This window comes from Paenibacillus riograndensis SBR5 (assembly GCF_000981585.1).
GTDB lineage: Bacteria > Bacillota > Bacilli > Paenibacillales > Paenibacillaceae > Paenibacillus_AQ > Paenibacillus_AQ riograndensis.
Genome location: NZ_LN831776.1, coordinates 7,709,151 through 7,727,313 on the forward strand (window position 1 = coordinate 7,709,151; position 18,163 = coordinate 7,727,313).

24 protein-coding genes are annotated in these 18,163 nt (G+C 45.2%); 9 read left to right on the plus strand and 15 right to left on the minus strand.

What is annotated here, in order from left to right; genetic code table 11:
* Positions 1 to 11: 11 nt before the first annotated feature.
* Positions 12 to 383 carry a RidA family protein gene (locus PRIO_RS32565; protein WP_020434405.1) on the minus strand — a complete coding sequence of 124 codons (372 nt, stop codon included), beginning with the start codon at positions 381 to 383 and terminating at the stop codon, positions 12 to 14.
* 148 nt (positions 384 to 531) lie between these two features.
* Between PRIO_RS32565 and PRIO_RS32570 the strand changes: the two genes are divergently transcribed.
* Together PRIO_RS32570 and PRIO_RS32575 are read left to right on the plus strand one after the other, a co-directional pair.
* Complete coding sequence (locus PRIO_RS32570; RefSeq protein WP_020434404.1) at positions 532 to 1,080, plus strand: histidine phosphatase family protein; 549 nt, start codon at positions 532 to 534, stop codon at positions 1,078 to 1,080.
* 51 nt (positions 1,081 to 1,131) lie between these two features.
* Complete coding sequence (locus PRIO_RS32575; RefSeq protein WP_046506122.1) at positions 1,132 to 1,722, plus strand: chloramphenicol phosphotransferase CPT family protein; 591 nt, start codon at positions 1,132 to 1,134, stop codon at positions 1,720 to 1,722.
* Here the strand turns inward: PRIO_RS32575 and PRIO_RS37380 are convergent.
* A complete protein-coding gene (locus PRIO_RS37380) occupies positions 1,709 to 1,951 on the minus strand; it encodes a hypothetical protein (RefSeq protein ID WP_331709828.1) in 243 nt (80 codons plus the stop codon). The two genes, PRIO_RS32575 and PRIO_RS37380, sit on opposite strands and share 14 nt — an antisense overlap.
* Positions 1,915 to 2,589, minus strand: coding sequence for a hypothetical protein (locus tag PRIO_RS32580; protein ID WP_063822400.1), 675 nt, complete (start codon positions 2,587 to 2,589; stop codon positions 1,915 to 1,917). The genes PRIO_RS37380 and PRIO_RS32580 overlap by 37 nt, the downstream gene beginning before the upstream one ends.
* Positions 2,590 to 2,775: 186 nt before the next feature.
* On the opposite strand from PRIO_RS32580, the gene PRIO_RS32585 reads away from it, so the two are divergent.
* From PRIO_RS32585 to PRIO_RS32595, 3 genes are all read left to right on the plus strand, one after another.
* On the plus strand, positions 2,776 to 3,135 hold the full coding sequence (locus PRIO_RS32585) for a helix-turn-helix domain-containing protein (protein WP_020434401.1): 360 nt from the start codon (positions 2,776 to 2,778) through the stop codon (positions 3,133 to 3,135).
* Positions 3,136 to 3,274: 139 nt separating this feature from the next.
* Positions 3,275 to 3,622, plus strand: coding sequence for a helix-turn-helix domain-containing protein (locus tag PRIO_RS32590; protein ID WP_020434400.1), 348 nt, complete (start codon positions 3,275 to 3,277; stop codon positions 3,620 to 3,622).
* 18 nt (positions 3,623 to 3,640) lie between these two features.
* A complete protein-coding gene (locus tag PRIO_RS32595) occupies positions 3,641 to 3,991 on the plus strand; it encodes a helix-turn-helix domain-containing protein (protein ID WP_020434399.1) in 351 nt (116 codons plus the stop codon).
* A gap of 385 nt (positions 3,992 to 4,376) precedes the next feature.
* Here PRIO_RS32595 and ptsP read toward each other — a convergent pair whose 3' ends face one another.
* Genes ptsP through PRIO_RS32630 form a run of 7 tightly spaced genes read right to left on the minus strand, consistent with a single transcriptional unit; the run spans position 4,377 to position 10,455 of the window.
* Complete coding sequence (ptsP, locus tag PRIO_RS32600) at positions 4,377 to 6,104, minus strand: phosphoenolpyruvate--protein phosphotransferase (RefSeq protein ID WP_039791527.1); 1,728 nt, start codon at positions 6,102 to 6,104, stop codon at positions 4,377 to 4,379.
* Complete coding sequence (locus PRIO_RS32605; RefSeq protein WP_020434397.1) at positions 6,089 to 6,370, minus strand: phosphocarrier protein HPr; 282 nt, start codon at positions 6,368 to 6,370, stop codon at positions 6,089 to 6,091. The genes ptsP and PRIO_RS32605 overlap by 16 nt, the downstream gene beginning before the upstream one ends.
* Before the next feature lie 36 nt (positions 6,371 to 6,406).
* Positions 6,407 to 7,090, minus strand: a complete 684-nt coding sequence (locus tag PRIO_RS32610; RefSeq protein ID WP_231869788.1) for a YczE/YyaS/YitT family protein — start codon at positions 7,088 to 7,090, stop codon at positions 6,407 to 6,409.
* On the minus strand, positions 7,045 to 8,484 hold the full coding sequence (locus tag PRIO_RS32615; protein WP_020434395.1) for a glycoside hydrolase family 1 protein: 1,440 nt from the start codon (positions 8,482 to 8,484) through the stop codon (positions 7,045 to 7,047). Before PRIO_RS32615 ends, PRIO_RS32610 begins: the two co-directional genes overlap by 46 nt.
* 32 nt (positions 8,485 to 8,516) lie before the next feature.
* On the minus strand, positions 8,517 to 8,864 hold the full coding sequence (locus PRIO_RS32620) for a PTS lactose/cellobiose transporter subunit IIA (RefSeq protein WP_020434394.1): 348 nt from the start codon (positions 8,862 to 8,864) through the stop codon (positions 8,517 to 8,519).
* Positions 8,865 to 8,884: 20 nt separating this feature from the next.
* Positions 8,885 to 10,114, minus strand: coding sequence for a PTS sugar transporter subunit IIC (locus PRIO_RS32625; protein ID WP_020434393.1), 1,230 nt, complete (start codon positions 10,112 to 10,114; stop codon positions 8,885 to 8,887).
* Positions 10,115 to 10,128: 14 nt separating this feature from the next.
* Positions 10,129 to 10,455 (minus strand): PTS sugar transporter subunit IIB, encoded by a 327-nt coding sequence (locus PRIO_RS32630; protein WP_020434392.1) that lies wholly within the window; start codon positions 10,453 to 10,455, stop codon positions 10,129 to 10,131.
* A gap of 139 nt (positions 10,456 to 10,594) precedes the next feature.
* On the opposite strand from PRIO_RS32630, the gene PRIO_RS32635 reads away from it, so the two are divergent.
* Positions 10,595 to 12,502 carry a BglG family transcription antiterminator gene (locus tag PRIO_RS32635; RefSeq protein ID WP_046506129.1) on the plus strand — a complete coding sequence of 636 codons (1,908 nt, stop codon included), beginning with the start codon at positions 10,595 to 10,597 and terminating at the stop codon, positions 12,500 to 12,502.
* Positions 12,503 to 12,749: 247 nt separating this feature from the next.
* Here PRIO_RS32635 and PRIO_RS32640 read toward each other — a convergent pair whose 3' ends face one another.
* Entirely contained in the window at positions 12,750 to 13,118 is a 369-nt protein-coding gene (locus tag PRIO_RS32640; RefSeq protein ID WP_020434389.1) for a MerR family transcriptional regulator, read from the minus strand.
* 89 nt (positions 13,119 to 13,207) lie between these two features.
* Between PRIO_RS32640 and PRIO_RS32645 the strand changes: the two genes are divergently transcribed.
* Positions 13,208 to 13,918, plus strand: a complete 711-nt coding sequence (locus PRIO_RS32645; protein WP_020434388.1) for an SDR family NAD(P)-dependent oxidoreductase — start codon at positions 13,208 to 13,210, stop codon at positions 13,916 to 13,918.
* Between the two features lie 135 nt (positions 13,919 to 14,053).
* On the opposite strand, the gene PRIO_RS32650 is transcribed toward PRIO_RS32645, so the two are convergent.
* The 4 genes from PRIO_RS32650 to PRIO_RS36340 form a co-directional block, all read right to left on the minus strand.
* Positions 14,054 to 14,764, minus strand: coding sequence for a DUF421 domain-containing protein (locus tag PRIO_RS32650; protein WP_020434387.1), 711 nt, complete (start codon positions 14,762 to 14,764; stop codon positions 14,054 to 14,056).
* Between the two features lie 96 nt (positions 14,765 to 14,860).
* Positions 14,861 to 15,367 (minus strand): SRPBCC domain-containing protein, encoded by a 507-nt coding sequence (locus PRIO_RS32655; RefSeq protein WP_020434386.1) that lies wholly within the window; start codon positions 15,365 to 15,367, stop codon positions 14,861 to 14,863.
* Positions 15,368 to 15,398: 31 nt separating this feature from the next.
* On the minus strand, positions 15,399 to 15,722 hold the full coding sequence (locus PRIO_RS32660; protein WP_039791509.1) for an ArsR/SmtB family transcription factor: 324 nt from the start codon (positions 15,720 to 15,722) through the stop codon (positions 15,399 to 15,401).
* Between the two features lie 116 nt (positions 15,723 to 15,838).
* The gene (locus PRIO_RS36340) at positions 15,839 to 16,039 is read right to left on the minus strand and encodes a hypothetical protein (RefSeq protein WP_167345689.1); all 201 of its coding nucleotides are present in this window, start codon (positions 16,037 to 16,039) and stop codon (positions 15,839 to 15,841) included.
* Between the two features lie 90 nt (positions 16,040 to 16,129).
* Here PRIO_RS36340 and PRIO_RS32665 point away from each other — a divergent pair, with 90 nt between their 5' ends.
* Both PRIO_RS32665 and PRIO_RS32670 read left to right on the plus strand, forming a co-directional pair.
* A complete protein-coding gene (locus PRIO_RS32665; RefSeq protein ID WP_020434384.1) occupies positions 16,130 to 16,708 on the plus strand; it encodes a class I SAM-dependent methyltransferase in 579 nt (192 codons plus the stop codon).
* 68 nt (positions 16,709 to 16,776) lie between these two features.
* Positions 16,777 to 18,123, plus strand: coding sequence for a DUF2252 domain-containing protein (locus PRIO_RS32670; RefSeq protein ID WP_020434383.1), 1,347 nt, complete (start codon positions 16,777 to 16,779; stop codon positions 18,121 to 18,123).
* The last annotated feature ends 40 nt before the right edge of the window (positions 18,124 to 18,163 follow it).

Below are 18,163 nucleotides of genomic sequence, written 5' to 3' on the forward strand. Positions count from 1 at the left end.
CCCTCCAAACGCTAAGCGCGTGGACGATACGCCACACCATCCATCTGCACCTTCAGCCCATCCGGCCCGCCGACATGCGCGAACTCGGTGGAGATCGTTTTCCGGGCAGGGTACTTGCCTTGAAATCTGCGCTTGAACACCGTCTCCATCACCGGAATATCCCACACATCCCGCAGCAAAATATCCAGCTTCACCACATCCGCAAGCCCCAGCCCCACCTGCTGCAAGCGGCTACTCATATCATCCAGCGCACCTTCCACCTGCTCCTCCACCGTCCCGCCCACATTGCCTACACAGAAGCTGAGAAAAATAAAATCCCCTGCCTCCACAAATCCGGAATACGCATACTCCTCATTCACATCATGTCTAACGATCCCATCCATACCTCTCGTCCCCTTATCCTTTAAGATAGGTTCATTATAAGAGGGGAAATCGGACAACTGTGTGTCGTGGTTCGGGAGGGGAATTATGGTAATATTGTACTTATCTCATATAGATTAATACAAAAAAATGAATGTATGGGGGATTTTAATGACGCAATTTTATCTCGTTCGCCACGGTGAACCTCAGTGGGACATAAATGAACACTACAAATTAAAGGGACATGGCCGGGACCTGGTTCCTCTTACGAATAAAGGAATTAACCAAGTATATTTGACCGCTAAAGATCAACGTTTAAAAGAAGCCGAAATTATTGTCTCTTCCCCTTACCCAAGAGCACTTCAAACAGCCGCTATTCTATCAAAGGAACTTGGTTTAGAAATAATGGTTGAATTCGATTTAAGGGAATGGCAGCCCGACTTAACATTTGAATATGACTCATTGGAGAGGCTTAAAGAACTGGGGGACGATTATGATGCTAATCATGGAGTCTATCCTCCTGGGATTAACAAGCTTTGGGAAACTAAAGAACTACTGAAGAACCGTATGGAGAAAGTAATTGACAAATATCTCGAATTTCAAAAGGTGATCATTACTGGACACGGCATGGCTTTTCGTACTTTGGTAGGAGAGGTAGGCGAAATTCCACATGCTTCGATTATCGAGTATTATAAAAAAAGGCATGCCGCACTACGTTAACAAGGAATTTGTCTGAATGATACGCAAATCTTATATGTGAGGGTGATTCGTTTGAAGCAAGGACTTATTGTGTTGTTGAACGGAACTTCAAGTTCTGGAAAGACTAGTATTTCTATGGAACTGAAAAATCAGAAAGAGATTCCTTTTCATCATTTATCCATAGATGATTTTTTTGGTAATTACAATGATTTTATTGATAATAAATATCCGGATATTGAACCTACAAGAGAAGTGGAAGATGTCGGACAAATACTTTTTGATCCCATAATCTCAGTGTACTATGCAACAATTAAATTGTTTTCAGAAATGGGTTTGAATGTCATCGTCGATACCGTAATCGACAATGACAAGCGGTTTAATGATTTCCTTGATCTATTTTTTGACCATCCTACATTGTTTGTAGGCGTATTATGCTCGAAAGAAGAACTCACAAGAAGAGAGCAAATCAGAGGAGATCGTGAGATTGGACTAGCAAATTCCCAGTACGACAAAATATATTCCTTTACTGAATATGACCTTGAAGTAAATACTGGAGAGTTGAGTCCAACAGAATGCGCCGAAAAAATATTAAGTTTTATTAAGTCCGATCAGGATTACTCTGCATTTAAGAAATTAAGTAAAAGAGAGATTAGCGTTTCATAGAAGGCGAATCCACCCCCGACAGTACACCCGCATGATGCAGTTCCGGGAGCTCCAAAACAACCTGGCCCAGACACTCCGTCAGCACCTCATGATATCGCCGAGCCTGCTCTTCGGTAACGTCTTCACGCAGCGATTCGAACAACGCCAGACAGCGCTTGAAATTCCCGTCATGCCTGGACTGATGGGCCAGTCTTAAAGATTGTATCGTCCATTCCAGCGCCTCCTGCAATCTGCCTGCCCGCTTATGATATAACGCAAAGTGATAACAATAGCGAAATAATGCGAGAGATTGCCTGCATCCTCATTCTCCCTGAACCCATCACTCTGTTCAGCGAATGTGTGCAGCAGATCATCCACATCAAGACCGTACTGCACCGCAGCCTGCAAAATTGTCCCCAACCCCGGCAACAGCTCCTCGGGATTATCCTGCAGGAATCGGGCATACCCCTCCAGCAATTCTGTTTTGCCCGACAAAATCTCCACGATGTACAGGTTGGCACGGGCCAAATATCTGAACTCCTCGGCGACTTCCTCCCCTTCCACTCCCAAATCCTCTATCCAGCCAAGCTCGGCATAGCGGTAAATGGAATCTCTGGCCTCATCATACTTCCCCTGCTTCTGGCAAACGATGCCCCGCATCAGATGACTGAATCCGAAGTAATACACCAGCGGACGTTCCATATCCACAATCGGCACCGGAAGTTTCTTAGCCTTGTGATACTGCCGCTCCTCATAGATGCACTGCGCATAGCTGTACAGAATACCCGCCGTATTCAGCATCTTGTCCCAATCCTCGAAGCGATAAGCCATTTCCAGCATTTCAACAATAATATCCGGCTTGAGTGATTTCAGAATGGAAGGACGCACGGGTGGGGCCTCCTTCGTTTAGATAGGATATAGTTCTGATTTCTTCGATACGTATTTTATTGAACTTAAAGGAAATAATGGAATGCATATTCATTATCTATAAGTATTATTTAAAAGTCAAATACAATCTATAGTGTGTTAATAAGACATACTTACTCAGTTAAGCTTGTCATGAGGTGAGCCAAAATGCCAGATGAATCCAAGTCAGAGCTTGTAAAAAAAATTGGAGAACGCATCCGAAGATTACGTAAAGAAATGAACCTATCGCAAGAGCAGCTTGCAGAACGGTCCAGTTTACATACGAATTATGTGGGACAAGTCGAACGCGGAGAAAAGAACCTTACGCTTGAGACCTTGGAGAAAGTGGTTGGAGGTCTAGACATTTCGTTAGAGGAGTTATTCAGGTACATTGGGCCAATGGAGAAACAAGACGCTCTTGGACAAATTGTAGAACTGCTTGTTGAACGTTCGGTGGAAGATCAAAATATGGCATTGAATGTTTTGAAGACGGTTATAGAATGGGAAGAAAAAAAAATTAAAGAGTAAGACTTTATTTCGATACCTTCGTTGCTGCTGCAAATACAAATATGATGAAGGTTAGTTGTCTGTTTATCATCATATGCTCCCCGTCCTCCTCTCCCCGCTTGATTATCCTTTCTTAACCTTCGGAAAAGGTGATTCATATATGATAGATCTACGGAATACAGTCGGAGACAGAATTCGGGTTATAAGAAAAGCAAAGGGATTAACGCAACAGCAATTAGCAGAACTATCCAACCTGGATGATGCATACATAGGGGCAGTAGAACGTGGTGAACGGAATTTTTCTATTGATACACTGGAGAAAATAGTTACAGCACTGAAAATTCAACCGATGGAGTTGTTTCAAAATCATGATGATTTGAATGAGGTTGAAGCCGCACAGAGGAGAGCAATTGATGAATATGCAGTTACTGTTAGTGAGTTGAGTGTTAAGCAGATAAATACTTTGAATAGGATTGTTAGAGAGGTTAAGGGAGCTTTTGTGGATTAGGCGTACTGAGGAGATCCAATGAATTTACCAGAAAGTGTAGGAAATCGGATACGTGAGCTCAGAAAAGCAAAAGGATGGACGCAAGAACAACTAGCTGAAGCAGCATCCCTTCATTACAGTTACATAGGTGGGGTAGAGCGAGGCGACCGTAACATTTCTTTGGAGACTCTGGCGAAAATAATAACCGCCTTCCAAGTTCCGGCTGTAGAAATTTTTCGTTTTGAGGATGAAACCGACCGCCGTAAGGCGTTAGATGAGCATATGACCTTAATAAGTGATAGGAGTACAGAGGAAATAGCAGCAATCACTAAAATCAATCGGGAAGTGATTGCTACCATGGGTTATGGAGTGGGAGCAAAAAAACATTAAAGAGTAAAACTTTACTGACTATCCTCTCTTAACCTTTGAATAGAATTGTTAGCTATACAAAGAACAAAACGGCTACGCAGTCCTTCACCGGACAACATAGCCGTTTTGGCGTTGCCTGGAGAACCCTTTATGTTCGGCAACTCCAAGTGGAAAAAGGATCACTAATTTGCTCGAGCACCCTATTCTCCGCAGGTTAAGTGGAAAAAGGATCACTAATTCAGCCCATTTCGCTCCCGGAGAGGTAATGTGGCCCAATTAAGTGTCCTTTTTCCACCTAAATCTCACAATTGTTGATTTTGGGGAGAAATAAGTTCCCTTTTTCCACCTAGCACTGCTCACCTGCTACTTCGACAGCGCTAGTTGGAAAAAGGCTATCGAATCCGGCTTACACCTGATGGATATCGAATGTCCTTTTGACATACTCAATAACTTCTTCTGAAGTTTTCATGGATAGAACGGCCTCTTTAACGCTTGTTGCATGTTCACTAGACAGCTCTTTGATTTGTGCACGTGCCGGAAGGATTGAGGTTGCACTCATGGAGAACTCATCAAGCCCTAAACTAACCAGGAGAGGAATGGCAATCGGGTCGCCTGCCATTTCTCCACACATCCCAACCCACTTTCCTTCTTTGTGCGCCGCGTCAATGACCATTGAAACCAGCCGTAGAATCGCTGGATTATAGGGTTGATACAAATAGGATACACGTTCATTCATACGATCGGCAGCCATGGTATATTGGATCAAATCATTGGTTCCAATGCTTAAGAAGTCAACCTCTTTGGCAAATTGATCCGCCATTACGGCTGTAGACGGAATTTCAACCATCATGCCAATTTCAATGTTATCCGCTGCCTTTACGCCGCTGGCAATAAGCTTTTCCTTTTCTTCCATAAGAATGGCTTTGGCTTCCCTGAATTCAGAAACTGTTGCAATCATAGGGAACATGATTTTCAAGTTTCCATAGCTGCCGGCACGTAATAATGCACGTAATTGTGTACGGAAAATATCCTGTTCCTCCAGGCATAAACGAATCGCTCTAAAGCCTAAAAACGGGTTCATTTCTTTCGGCAGATTTAAGTAGGGCAGCTCTTTATCTCCACCGATGTCCAGTGTGCGGACAACAACCGGTTTTCCGTCCATTTTTTCAAGAACGGTTTTGTAGGCATTAAATTGCTCTTCCTCTGTCGGAAGCCGGTCCTTGCCCATATAAAGAAACTCCGTACGATACAGCCCTACCGCCTCTCCGCCATTTGCCAGCACCCCTTTAACATCAGCCGGTGTACCGATGTTTGCGGCCAGTTCGACATGCACGCCATCTTTAGTCACCGTCGGCTCATGAACTACTTTCGCCCACAGTGCTTTTTGCGCTTCGTATTTTACTTTTTTCGCTTCATATAGAGCAATGACTTCTGATGACGGGTCAATGATGACTTCACCTTCCAAACCGTCAACAATGACCATTATCCCGTTTTCAATCATTGAAACAGCTTGTTTTGTACCGACGACAGCGGGGATTTCCATGGAGCGGGCCATGATCGCCGAATGGGAAGTGCGGCCCCCGATATCTGTCGTAAAACCTTTCACATACCGGCGGTTTAGCTGCGCGGTATCTGAAGGGGTTAAATCCCCGGCGATGATGATGACTTCTTCAGAAATCAGGCTGGGATCGGAAATTTGCACGCCTAATAAATGTGCGGTCACCCGATTCGTTACATCGCGGATGTCTTTGGCGCGTTCCCGCATATACTCGTTATCCATGGATTCCAGCATGGAAACAAATCTGTCGGCTGACTCTTTTAAGGCAAACTCCGCATTTACGCCTTCCGTGCTTATCTTTTCGAACACGGGATTTAATAGTTCCGGGTCATTCAGCACCAATAGCTGGGCAGCGAGAATTTCTGCTTTGTCAGCGCCAAGCTCACAGTTTACGTATTCCGTAATTTTCTCAAGCTCTGCTTTTGACCTGCTGATGGCTTGCTCCAACCGCTGTTTCTCGGCTTCCTTATCTTTGACATTCTTCTTTAAGATGTGGAGCTCCGGCTCCTCCAGACGATAGGCTTTGGCGATCGCTATGCCGGATGAGGCCCCGATTCCTTTCAACTGATTTCGCATGGTTCGCCGAGCCCTTCCTTTTTCAAAGCTTCTTCAATCCCTTCGATCGCCTTATCCGCATCGGAGCCAGCCGCAGCAATTTGAATTTGAGCTCCTTGCGGAACCCCCAAAGACATCACGCCCACAATCGATTTCAGGTTAACGGTTCGGCCGTTATATTCGATGTTCACCTCCGTATTATATTTGCTTGCAGCTTGAACTAAGATTGACGCCGGACGCGTGTGTATTCCCAGCTCATCAGTTACAGTAAATGTTTTTTTCACCATAGCTTCCGTCTCCTCTTTCTATAGAAATTGCTTTTTTTATCTCAGCTTATAGATCCTTCTAAATTTAAATAGCATTTTTTCGAGCAGTACAGTTCCCGGCCCCGTTAACGCAAAGGCGATCACCGTTCCGATTCCCACGATCCCGCCGAACAAGAATCCACTGCTTAAAAAGAGGGCATCTGCGCCGATTCTGCCGAAAGCATACCTCAATCCGAATTTTGACTCCATATATCGCAAAACAGCGTCTATGGCATACATGCCGTTGCCAAAATTCATCAACAATACATAAGTGATGGAGAAACAAAGGTTAGCCAGGATGACAATGACTATTTTTATGAATAGCGATAAATCCGCCAAATTCATATTGGCAATAAACGGATGAATCCAGTTGATCAAAGGCCCGACCAAAAAGGAGTACATGACGGATGAAAAACCGATCGATGTTCGATTTAGCAAAAGACCTGCGGCCAGAAAAACAATGCTTATGCAAAAGCTTGCAAGACCGACACTAACTCCGAGACTTTTATGCAATCCATCCAACAAAACCGTTAAGGTATCAGACCCGATATTGCACTCGATAAATAAATTAACGGCTAGTGCGCTTAACGCCGTGGCGACGACCACAATCAGCAATCGTCCGCCAAATTTCCTTAGGGCCGGGAAGTTGCGCAACCTCAATCTAAATTTTCTCCATTGGAAGCGATCACTTTTTGCATCCAAGAAAAACTGTCTTTTTTGAGACGCTTTTTACTACCGTTGCCGCGGTCATCCTGGTCGACATAAATAAATCCGTAGCGTTTGCTCATTTCCGAGGAAGAACAGCTAATAATATCAATTGGGCCCCAAGCATAATAACCTCTTAAATCCACCCCGTCTTTAATGGCCTCTTTCATTTGTTCAATATGGGCCCGGTAATAGTCAACCCGGTAGGAATCATGGATGGAACCGTCTTCTTCCAAGGTGTCATGGTAGCCGATCCCGTTTTCCGTGATATAAATAGGGCACTGATACCGGTCATAAAACAGGTTGAGAAAAGTGCGCAGACCGATCGGATCAATCGTCCATCCCCAAGGGTTGGCCGGAAGTTCAGTATTGCGGTAAGGTCCTGTTTTGTTCTTCATGCTTTCTGCATCATAAATGCGGGTATAGTAGTAGGAGAAGGACATAAAGTCCGCCGTATTTTTCAGTGCCTCTTCATCGCCCTCTGCAAATTCGACAGTGATGTTATTGTCGGCGAAATAACGGAAAGCATAACCCGGATAATATCCGCGAAGCAGAATATCGGAGAAAAAGTACTCCATTTGATTTCTGCGCACGGTGGCAAAGATGTCTTCCGGCCGGCAGGTAGCCGGATAAGCCGGTCCCCCACACAGCATCATCCCGATTTGCAAGCTGGAATCCAGGCTTTTGGCATATTTCGTGATCAGGCCGCAGGCAACAAATTCATGATGCAAGGCTTGGTATTTGGCGGAGGCCAAATCCTCCACCACATCCTCCGCAATGCCCAGGTGGTTGAAGGATTCATGATCAATCAAATTGATTTGATTGACAATAATCCAATATTTCACTTTTTTATGATACCGGTCAAAAACCACTTGGCCGAAACGGACAAATAAATCAATCAGTTCTCTGGAGTACCACCCTTTATAAGCCGTTGTTAAATGAAGCGGCATTTCATAATGCGATAGGGTGATCATCGGCTCCATGCCGTTCGCTATAATCTCGTCGATCAGGTCATCATAAAATTTCAAGCCTGCTTCATTAGGCTGAGCTTCGTCGCCATTCGGAAAAATTCTTGTCCAGTTAATCGAGGTGCGGAAGGTTTTGAGTCCCAGTTCCCCTAACAGCTTCAAGTCTTCTTTATAGGTGTGATAGAAATCAATTCCCCAACGTTTCGGGAAAATCCGGTCTTCGCTTTTAATAGCTTCATTAATATAGTCCGTAGTCAGCTCCAAATTCGACTTCTTATCTAAAGGAATTCCATCCATATATTCATTAATATCTGCTACGCTTAAACCTTTTCCGTCTACATTGTAAGCACCTTCGAGTTGATTGGCGGCAACGGCTCCCCCCCATAAAAAATCGGATGGGAATCCTGTTGGAATGTTCTTCATTTTATTACTTCCTTTCATTTTTTATTGATTATTTATTTATTGATCATTTCCAGTTGGGTCAGCCTCTGATTAAAGCTCTCGAAAATATCAATTAACCGCTTGGCAATATTAATTTCACTATAAATTGTCATTAACGTGTCTTGGGCATGGGCAAATAAAACGGAGTACTCCCCTTTCGCCCCTTCGGTTTCTTTTTGGATGCAATTCGTTTGCACGCGATGAGCGATGACAATTTCCGCATTGGCTAATTTCATCTTCTCCTTAGCCCCGGCAAAGTCGCTTTTTTCAATATCCTTTAGCGCATCCGTACAATGCTTTCTTGCTTCCCCTGCGTGCAAAATGATTTGCATTGCATCTTGAGCCACTTCTTCAGAAGTCATAATAAAGTCTCCTTAACAGATTAATTGGCTTGCGGCAATTCTTTTTCAAGTTCTTGCTTTTCGTAGGCTTTGAAAAATGGATACCAAATCAGCGTAGCTGCCGTGACAACGATAAGCATCAGGATAATCCCTGTAATGGTTCCCGTTGTAACCCACGTAGAGATTGGAAAAGGAACGTACCACATATCGAAAACCACTTTCGGGATGGGGCCAAAGTGAATGACTTTGGTTCCGATCCAAACGATCAACGGCAAGACCAAACCATTGATCCACATCGGCAGCATCATAATGGGATTCCATACGATTGAACCAAACACTAAAGGCTCGTTGATATTAAAGATGGATGGTACCAAACTTGCGCGTCCCAGCGCTTTTAGCTTGGTGCTTTTAGAAAGCAGATGCATAAAGGCCAGCGGCAACGTACAGGCCACGCCTCCAACCCACAGGTATGCTGAATAAATCGTTTCGGCTGTTACGAGATTATGCGCCCCCGCGGTAGCGTTGGCCATAATAGCCGCCAGAAAGATCGGTTTGGTGACAGGGGTTAGAATCCAACTGGAAATCCCCATGGAATATAAGAAACAGCTGATAAACAAAATTAGCATGAATCCCCAAGGCGTCTCTACCACGCTCGCCAACGGCATAAAAATATTCAAAATGATGTTGTAGATATCAATATGAACGAGATCGACCAACACCCAGGCCAGAATGATAGTTACCCCAATCGGAAGCATGGAATCAAACCAGGCTCTGACAAAGTCCGGGATGACGGATTCTTCTTTGAAAAACGAGAATTTTCCGAACAGACTCATGATATAACCCGTGATAAGAGCGGCAATGATAGCAACGAACATGCCGCCGGTTCCCAAAGAACTATGCTTGAAACCAACCGTACCGTCCTTTACAACTTGGGGAGTAACGATGATCAAAAAAGTAATCAGGCTTGTACATCCGGCAATAAAGCGCTGTTTTCTCAGCTTCTTCTTTTCCATCAAGTTGAACGGAATCAGGAAAGAAACCAGCAGCGAAAGCATGCCCATCGTCCACCCAAAGGGAACCCAAAAGTCAGGGTAGTTTTTGATATGATACACATCTCCAGGTATAGTCAGAAGGCAAAATACCGATCCTAAAAGAATAAAAGGCAATAGCTGCATAACAGAATCTTTAAGTGTGATAACCCATACATTGTTATTGACTTTATTCATCTTCGGAGAAAAGTCATTTTTCAGCCATTCTATTAATTTGTTCATTTCTGTTATCCCCTTTAAATTTTCAATTCGCTCAGCAAATCATTTAAAGCGGCTTCCCCATCTAAGGTGGAATAATAAGAAGGCTTCATTAAGAGCACTTTGACATCGGAATCTCTGGTAAGCTCTTCGATTTCATCAACGATATAAGCCAAGTGGGGACCGACTAACAAAGCATCGATATCATCGATATAATTTTCGATTTCCGCTTCCCCTCTGGCTATGATATCCATATTCAGGTTTCTCTTTTTGGCGGCCTTGCGAATATTGGCAGCCATAAAACCGGAGCTTGCTCCCGACCCGCAAACCAACAACACATGTAACATTTCGCTTGAATTTGCCATGGTAATCCTCCTTGCTTTTATTTATAATGTTTTGACAGCGCTATCTTTGTTACAACCAAACTATAATACAAACCCCGAAACGGGCTCAAATAAAAAACTGCACCCCTATGGTGCAACATTTTAAAGCGAGGGATGCAACATGAAAACGCAGTATATTGATTTGATTCAATATTTAAGCTCACAAAACAATAAATGGGTATCATCACAAAGTTTGGCGAGCAAATATGACGTGTCCAAGCGCACCATCAAATCTTATATCAGTGAAATTAATGCTATTCACCACGGGTTAATCCTATCGTCGAATAAAGGTTATAAGGTTGATACCCATCAAGTAAACAGGTTTCTAACCAGTGAACAAAAAGCCATCCCGCAAACCCAACCCGAAAGAATGGCTTATATTCTGAAAAAACTGGTGCAAACCAATGAGCCCATTTACATTTACGATTTAAGTGACGCTCTTTTTATCAGCGAATCAACGCTTAGACTTGATTTAAAGCTGGTCAAAGAAAAACTTACCAAGAATAATTTGGAATTGCAGTTGATTAAGGATCATGTTCGTTTACAGGGGAAAGAAAAAGATAAACGCAAGTTAATGAGTAGTATTTTATACGAAGAGGCTAATGGAAGTTTTATTGATATTGATAAAATCAAAGGAGTTTATAAAGAGTTAAATATCGATTACATTCGGGAAGTTGTCATTGGAACCTTTTCTGCGCATCACTTTTTTACGAATGATTATTATTTAACCGACGTGATTATCCACATCACCATTGCATTGGACAGAATGAAACATGATTTTCAGTTTTTAAATAAAACCTTGAATTATAGCATGGACAACAACGCATTTTTAATCGCTAAAGAAATCGCCTCAAAATTAGAATCGTATTTTCATGTAACCTATCCGGAAGAAGAAATCGCTGACTTGGCGATCTTAATTTCGTGCAATGGGACCAATGTTAACTTTACGCAAATTGAAGTAAGCGACCTGGAAAATATCGCCGGTATAGATTGCATTGATTTGGTAAGTGAAATAGCCGTTGACCTGGACAAGTATTACTATATCAGTATCGCCGATTCTGATTTTATTACACGTTTTACACTACATGTAAAAAACCTTTTAATGAGATTAAAAAATCATCATTCAACGAAAAATCCATTAACGAACAGTATCAAAAGAGAATGTCCGCTCATTTATGATTGCGCTGTTCATGCTTCACATGTGATTAAAGAACGAACCGGTTATACCATTAGCGATGATGAAATTGCTTATTTGGCTTTTCACCTGGGGTATGCCATTGAATTGCAGCGGCAATCGAACGTAAAAATCTCGTGCACGGTGCTGTTTCCGCTTTACTACAATATGAATGTGCAAATCATCAATAAATTACAGCAGTATTTTGGCGATGATATTTCGATTCACTCGATTGTAACGGATGAGAGCGATTTGAGTCATGCAACAAGTGATTTTATTATTTCCTCTGCCCAATTGCATAAGATTCCGGAAGTGCCCTATGTCGTGATTACCCCATTTTTTATCGAAAGCGACCGGGAAAAAGTATCGGACAAAATTTTTGAATTAAAAGAACAAAAAAAGAAAAATCAGTTTAAAATCAATTTAGAATCCTTTTTGGACGAAAGGCATTTTTGCAGCTCTACAAAACGGTCTGACAAAGAAGACGTTTTACGTTTTATATGTCAAATTATGAATCAAGACGGTTATACGGACGATGATTTCTTCTGCAAAATTATGGAGCGGGAAGCCATGTCATCTACTGCGTTCGGACAAGTTGCTATCCCTCATGCGATAAAAATGGACTCCCGTAAAACAGGTATGTTCATTTATTTAAATCCAAATGGAATTCAATGGGATACTTCTACCGTGAAAATTGTATTATTACTCACCGTAAGCGGAGAGGACCGAAAAATATTCCGCGATGTATTCGATGCACTCGCCACCATATTGACGGACGATAAAAATGTGAACCTGTTATCTTCTATGCATAGCTTCGATGATTTCATCAATAAATTAATCGCTTGCTGGGAATAAATCTATCTATATAGGAATTGGCTTCACTTTCCGTGTGATTGCACTTTCTACAATAGAAAGCTAAGATTCTTGCGGCGAATCGCATTCTGCTGTATTTCGTGCAGTAGATTTCTTGATTTGGAGCCAAAAGCGACTTTTTCGCCCGATTCTGCTGTACAGAGTGCAATAGATTCCATTTCCCCGCTGATTTAAGGATCATCTGTTGTAGAAAGTGCAATTGAATGCTGGCTATAGCCCAGTCTGAGCTTTAATAATTCTCCCCGCGGTAATAACGCTCAAGCTTGTGCTCCAAGTGAACGAGTTGAGCTTTTTTCTTGTCGATATCGTCCAGCAGGGCTTGTTTCTGGTCCTGGATGAGCTTGATCCTCTCAGGCAAGGTGGATGTTCCGGCTTTGACCATGTCGTAGTACTTCTTAATCTCCTCTACACTCATTCCGGTTTCACGCAGGCATCTAAGAAAGATCAGCCAATTAATCTCGTCATCGGTATACAGCCGATTGTTCTGTTCGTTGCGGACAACCGGATCGAGCAGACCCTTTCTCTCATAAAAACGGATTGCCCCTATGTTGAGCCCTACTTTTGCGGCGACTTGTCCTATCGTAAAAATCTTAATCACTTCCTGACATTTAGTGTTGACCTACACTTAGTGTAGCATAGTAAGCTACGAATTGTGATAGATACTATTCCGCAGAAAGAAGGATAACCATGACAAAAATTGCTTTGGTAACGGGTGCGAATAAAGGGATTGGATTCGAAATCGCCAGACAGCTTGGTGAAGCAGGCTGGAAAGTATTGCTGGGCGCACGCAGCATCGAACGGGGGAAAGCAGCCGTTGCTGAATTAACCAGCCAAGGATTGGATGTGGAGTTCCTGCAGATTGACATGACAAGTCTGGAGAGTATTGAACAGGCAGCCGGTACCCTCCGGAACAACTATCCCGGGTTAACACTTTTAATTAACAATGCAGGTATGCCGGGCGCTTTCTCCAGCTCGTTCAGCAATACTCAGGAAGAGCATTTACGGGAGGCCTTTGAAGTGAACTTCTTCGGAACCTTCCGCTTGAATCAGCGTCTTCTCCCATTAATTACAGAAAATGATGGAACGATTGTGAACGTCTCCACCGATATGGCGTCACTGCACTTTATGCAGAATGCGGAATACGCACTGAATGCGTTCGACTACAATTCCTCCAAAACGGCAAACAATGCGATGACGGTAGCCATGGCCATAGAATTAAAAAACAGCAAAGCTCAGGTATTCGCCGTAACTCCCGGGTTTACGAAGACTGACTTAAACGGCAATGCTGAAGGTGGAAAATCCAAAGAAGCCGGGGCGGCCATTATTGTAGGCTATGCCACGGACGGCAAACGTCACAACGGTGAGTTTTTGGATATTAACGGGGTTTACGCGTGGTAAAACAGAACCGCCACAACAGGCTCCTGCATCTACATTACAGGGCTGCCAAAAAACCGGGGAAGCCTGTGCTTCCCCGGTTTGTATTGCTGCGCCAGCTGCAAGATTTATTCCTGTTTCCGCTTAACGCTCCCATGGCTACTCCCGATCCAGCGGCTGCTGCAGCCCGTCCTCATAGAAATCGAACACGAGCTGCTGCTGCGTGCCTTTTACCGCATAGAATACATCTGCCAGCGTCTTCCCCTTCTGCTTCTTGTCCAGCTCCTTCTCCAGCCACTCCCGGGTCAGGCCGTGCTGCTTGAGATTGTCCTCAACCAGCTTGCCGTCCATAATCAGCTCCACGGGAAAAACCTGCGGTTTCAGCGCCAGCCCCAGATCCTGCTTCGTGACGGACTGGTACGCTTCCTTCTTGAGAACAGAAACCTGTCCGTTATCCTCAAGCACGGCATAATCAACCTCTTCAATATTAAAAATCTCCTTCTTCCTCAGCGCCTGGTCCAGCGAATCCATGGTATAGCGGATCTTCCGCATGTTGGCTTCCATGATTTTGCCTTCCTCGATCAGGACCGTGGGGGAACCGGAAATCCAGCTGCGCAGGCGGCGGCTTTTGAGGGCAATGAAGGAGAGCAGGAACGAGGTAGCCGTTATAACAACAATGGACAGGACAAGATAGGTGAATTTCAGATTGACATTGAACGCCAGATTTGCCGCCAAGGAGCCAAGCGTAATACTGATCACGAAATCGTTGGACGTCATATTGGAAAGGGTCTGCTTGCCTAGTATTCTGGGAATTAGCAGCAGCAGGCCCACCGATAGAATGGTTCTCATCAGAATCTCTGCATAGTTCATTTTCCAGCCTCCTCCCCACCATTATTTCCAAACGGGTTCAAAAGAAACGGGAGCCGGGGAATTGCGGGGAGGAAATTCATTTCGAGTTGCTCTTGCCTATTTAACCGACTGCAAATGCTCTTCGAGGCGGTCCCAGGTTTCGGTAATGCCTTGCTCCATACCCATATCCATGACCGTCTTGAGCGCTTCAGCCGATTCATATTTCGAACGGCTTACCAGCTTTGTTTTTCCGTCATATTCTTCAAAGAGCATCGTAACCAGTGTGGACGGCATGCCTTCGGCTTCATTGCCTTCCGCATCCGAGAAGTAATCGGTGTAGACGACTTTCTCCCCGTCAACAATTTCATGGTAGACCCCTTTGCCCCAGGACTCCATTCCGAAGAAGTCCCCCTGCTTCTCGTCGACACACTTCATACAGTAATGCCAAATGCCGCCCGGACGAAAATCTACGGTGCAAACGGGAACAATCCAGCCGCGCGGGCCCCACCATTGCTTCAAATGCTCCGCCTCGGAGAATACTTTGAATACAAGCTCGCGGGGTGCATCGAATACACGTTCAAGAACCAGTTCAAGGCCTTCTACTCTGGAAATCATTTTGGACATTTCAATTCCCTCCTGTAAGTAACGTTCATTGTTATTCCTTGCCTTGGGATTGCAGGTGCCGCAGGTACTCATCCAGATTGTCGAAGCGTTCATTCCACATCTTCCGGTAGGCTTCAAGCCATGCATCCAGTGCCTCCAGCGGCTCTGTTCGCAGCCTGTAGTTCCGCCGGTTGGCTTGCGCCTCTACCTCAACCAGCCCGGCTTCCAGCAGGACGCGCAGATGCTTCGAGGCCTGAGGCTGGCGGAGCCCGAGTTGTTCGGCAATCTCGCCTACACTCAGCGGTCCGTCCTTCAGCATTTCTACCATCCGCAAGCGGGTGGGTTCGGCTAATGCGCTAAATGTCGTTGTGTCCATCTTTCCGACGTTCCTTTTGTGAAGCATTTATTATTGTTTAGGTACATTTATAATATACCCTAAAAGGAATATTCCCGTCAAGGAATATTTAAAATATTCTTAGAATTACAATTACTCTATTGGGCGGCTTGGGTTGGCTCATCTACGCCGAATTCAAAGGTACTTTTACCTCTCATTTCAGCATCTAAGCCGCCTGAGACGAATTCAAAGGTACTTTTACCTCTCATTTCACCACTTAGCCTGCCTGAGGCGAATTCAAAGGTACTTTTACCTCTGATTCCAGCATTCGCAGACAATCCGTGCTTGTCTATCATCAAGTTTTAAGCTGGTGATGCAGCCGCAGGGGATTTATAATAACAGAAACATTGAAATTCTGTTCATAGAGTGTAAAGAGAGGAACGGATTACATGCTCATCCTCCAAATCATTACCTGGCTTCTGGCACTTGCTGTACTCCTGTCTGTGATGTGGATCGTCGTAGACACCTGGAGGAACGGGATCTCCCCGATGCCCGCCTCGAAGGCTGTAAGGCTGGCGGTTGCCGGAGAGGTGAACCGGGTGCCCGGCTATGGCACAATTGTCGAAGCAGGGTCCGGTTGGGGCACATTGGGGCTGGATATCATCCGGCATTGTCCGGGCAAAAGATTGACCGGCATTGAGAATTCAAGCCTCCCCTTGTGGGGCTCGCAGCTGCTGGCGCTGATTGCAGCGCGGCTCCAACATTCAGGGAACGGCCGGGAACCGCTTCAAGGCCGGCTCCGCTTCATCCGGGGCAATATCTACCGCGGCTCGTACGCCGATGCCGATATGGTTATCTGCTATTTGTTCCCCGGCGCGATGGAGCGGCTGGCAGTTAAGTTCAGGCAGGAGCTTCCCCCCGGGGCGGTAGTAATCAGTGTTTTTTTCGCCCTGCCGGATATGCAGCCGGTCCGCACAGTCACCTGTAGAGATACGCTGCAAACGAAGCTGTATGTGTATTCCTTTTAAAAATAAAACCAACGCCATGATTCTGTTCTTCTCCCATCTTTATTCCATCACGGCATAGGAGGCTTCCCATGATCGACAAGTCCATTACCGAAGGCGTCATCCGCACCCGCACCAAACTGCGCAAGGATCTGCTGATCTCTATCTTCGATGAATTCGACGGCAGCATTATGGGGCTCAGCCCGGAGAAACGGGCGGAGAAATATTTGAAAATGTCGCAGAGCGCTTTTTCCTTTTACCGGGGCAGTGCCTACTTATTCTATTTCGATACAACCCGCCAGTATTTCCCGTACCACACTGCAGAGGACCGGCCTACCTGGATTCAGGGGGATCTGCACTTCGAGAACTTCGGCGCGATCCGTAGCAGTGACGGGGAAATCGTCTATGACGTCAATGATTTCGATGAGGGCTATGTGGGTTCTTATCTCTACGATCTTCTGCGCATGGCGGGCAGTATCGCTCTGGTGGGCAGACAGCTCGGTTACGGTGAAGCTGAACAGCTAAGCTGTATTGAGCGCTTCGTACAGGCCTATGCCAGACAGATCCGCCGGTTCGCGCAGGGCAAGGACAACCCAGCCACTTATGTGATGGATGAGGGAAGGGCCAAAGGTCCGGTGAAAAAGCTCCTCCGCAAGCTGGAGAAACGCAGACAGGCACATTTTCTGGAGAAGGTTACGGCTCAAATGCAGACTGGCCGGGTGTTTCTGGAGAATTCCGAGCTGGCCGTTCCGGGGCAGGCCGAACAGTCCCTTCTGGAGAGCGCCTGGGCATTCTATATACAGACCATCACTTCCCGCAGCCAGGACGAGAATCACTACCGGATGAAGGACATTGCCGTCAAGCATGGCTCAGGAACCGCCTCCATTGGGCTGGACCGCTATTACATCCTCATTGAGGGTGGACAGGAGCACGAGGATACAGACGATACAGTTCTTGAGGTAAAAGAGGTCCGGGTGCCGGTGCCAGCCTATTTCATGCCCTATTCCGAATCCTTCTGGCAGTATTTTGGACATCAGGGGAAGCGTGTAACAGCGACACAGCAGGCCATGCACCACAAGGCCGATCCATATCTGGGTTTTCTTACGCTGGAGGGAAGACATTTTTATGTAAGAGAACGTTCGCCTTATAAAAAAAGATTGAAGCTGAAAGACATCTCCAGTCCAGAGGATATGAACCGTGTGCTTGAGGGGATGGGCTGCCTGACCGCCAAAATGCATGCCCGGGCCGATATAGATGTAGACCAGGGGATTCTTCCTTATCATAGCGAGGAGGAAATCGCCAAGGCCATGGGGCAGGACCCGGATGCTTTTGCCCGTTATCTCTCCCGGTGGGCTTATGGGTATGCCGATCAGGTGGAGAAGGATTTTGTTGTGTTCACGGAATGGGTGAGCAGAAATGGCAGTGCCGTCCTTGCATAAGGACGGCACTGTTTCAGTAGAAGAAGACAGATAATAGTCG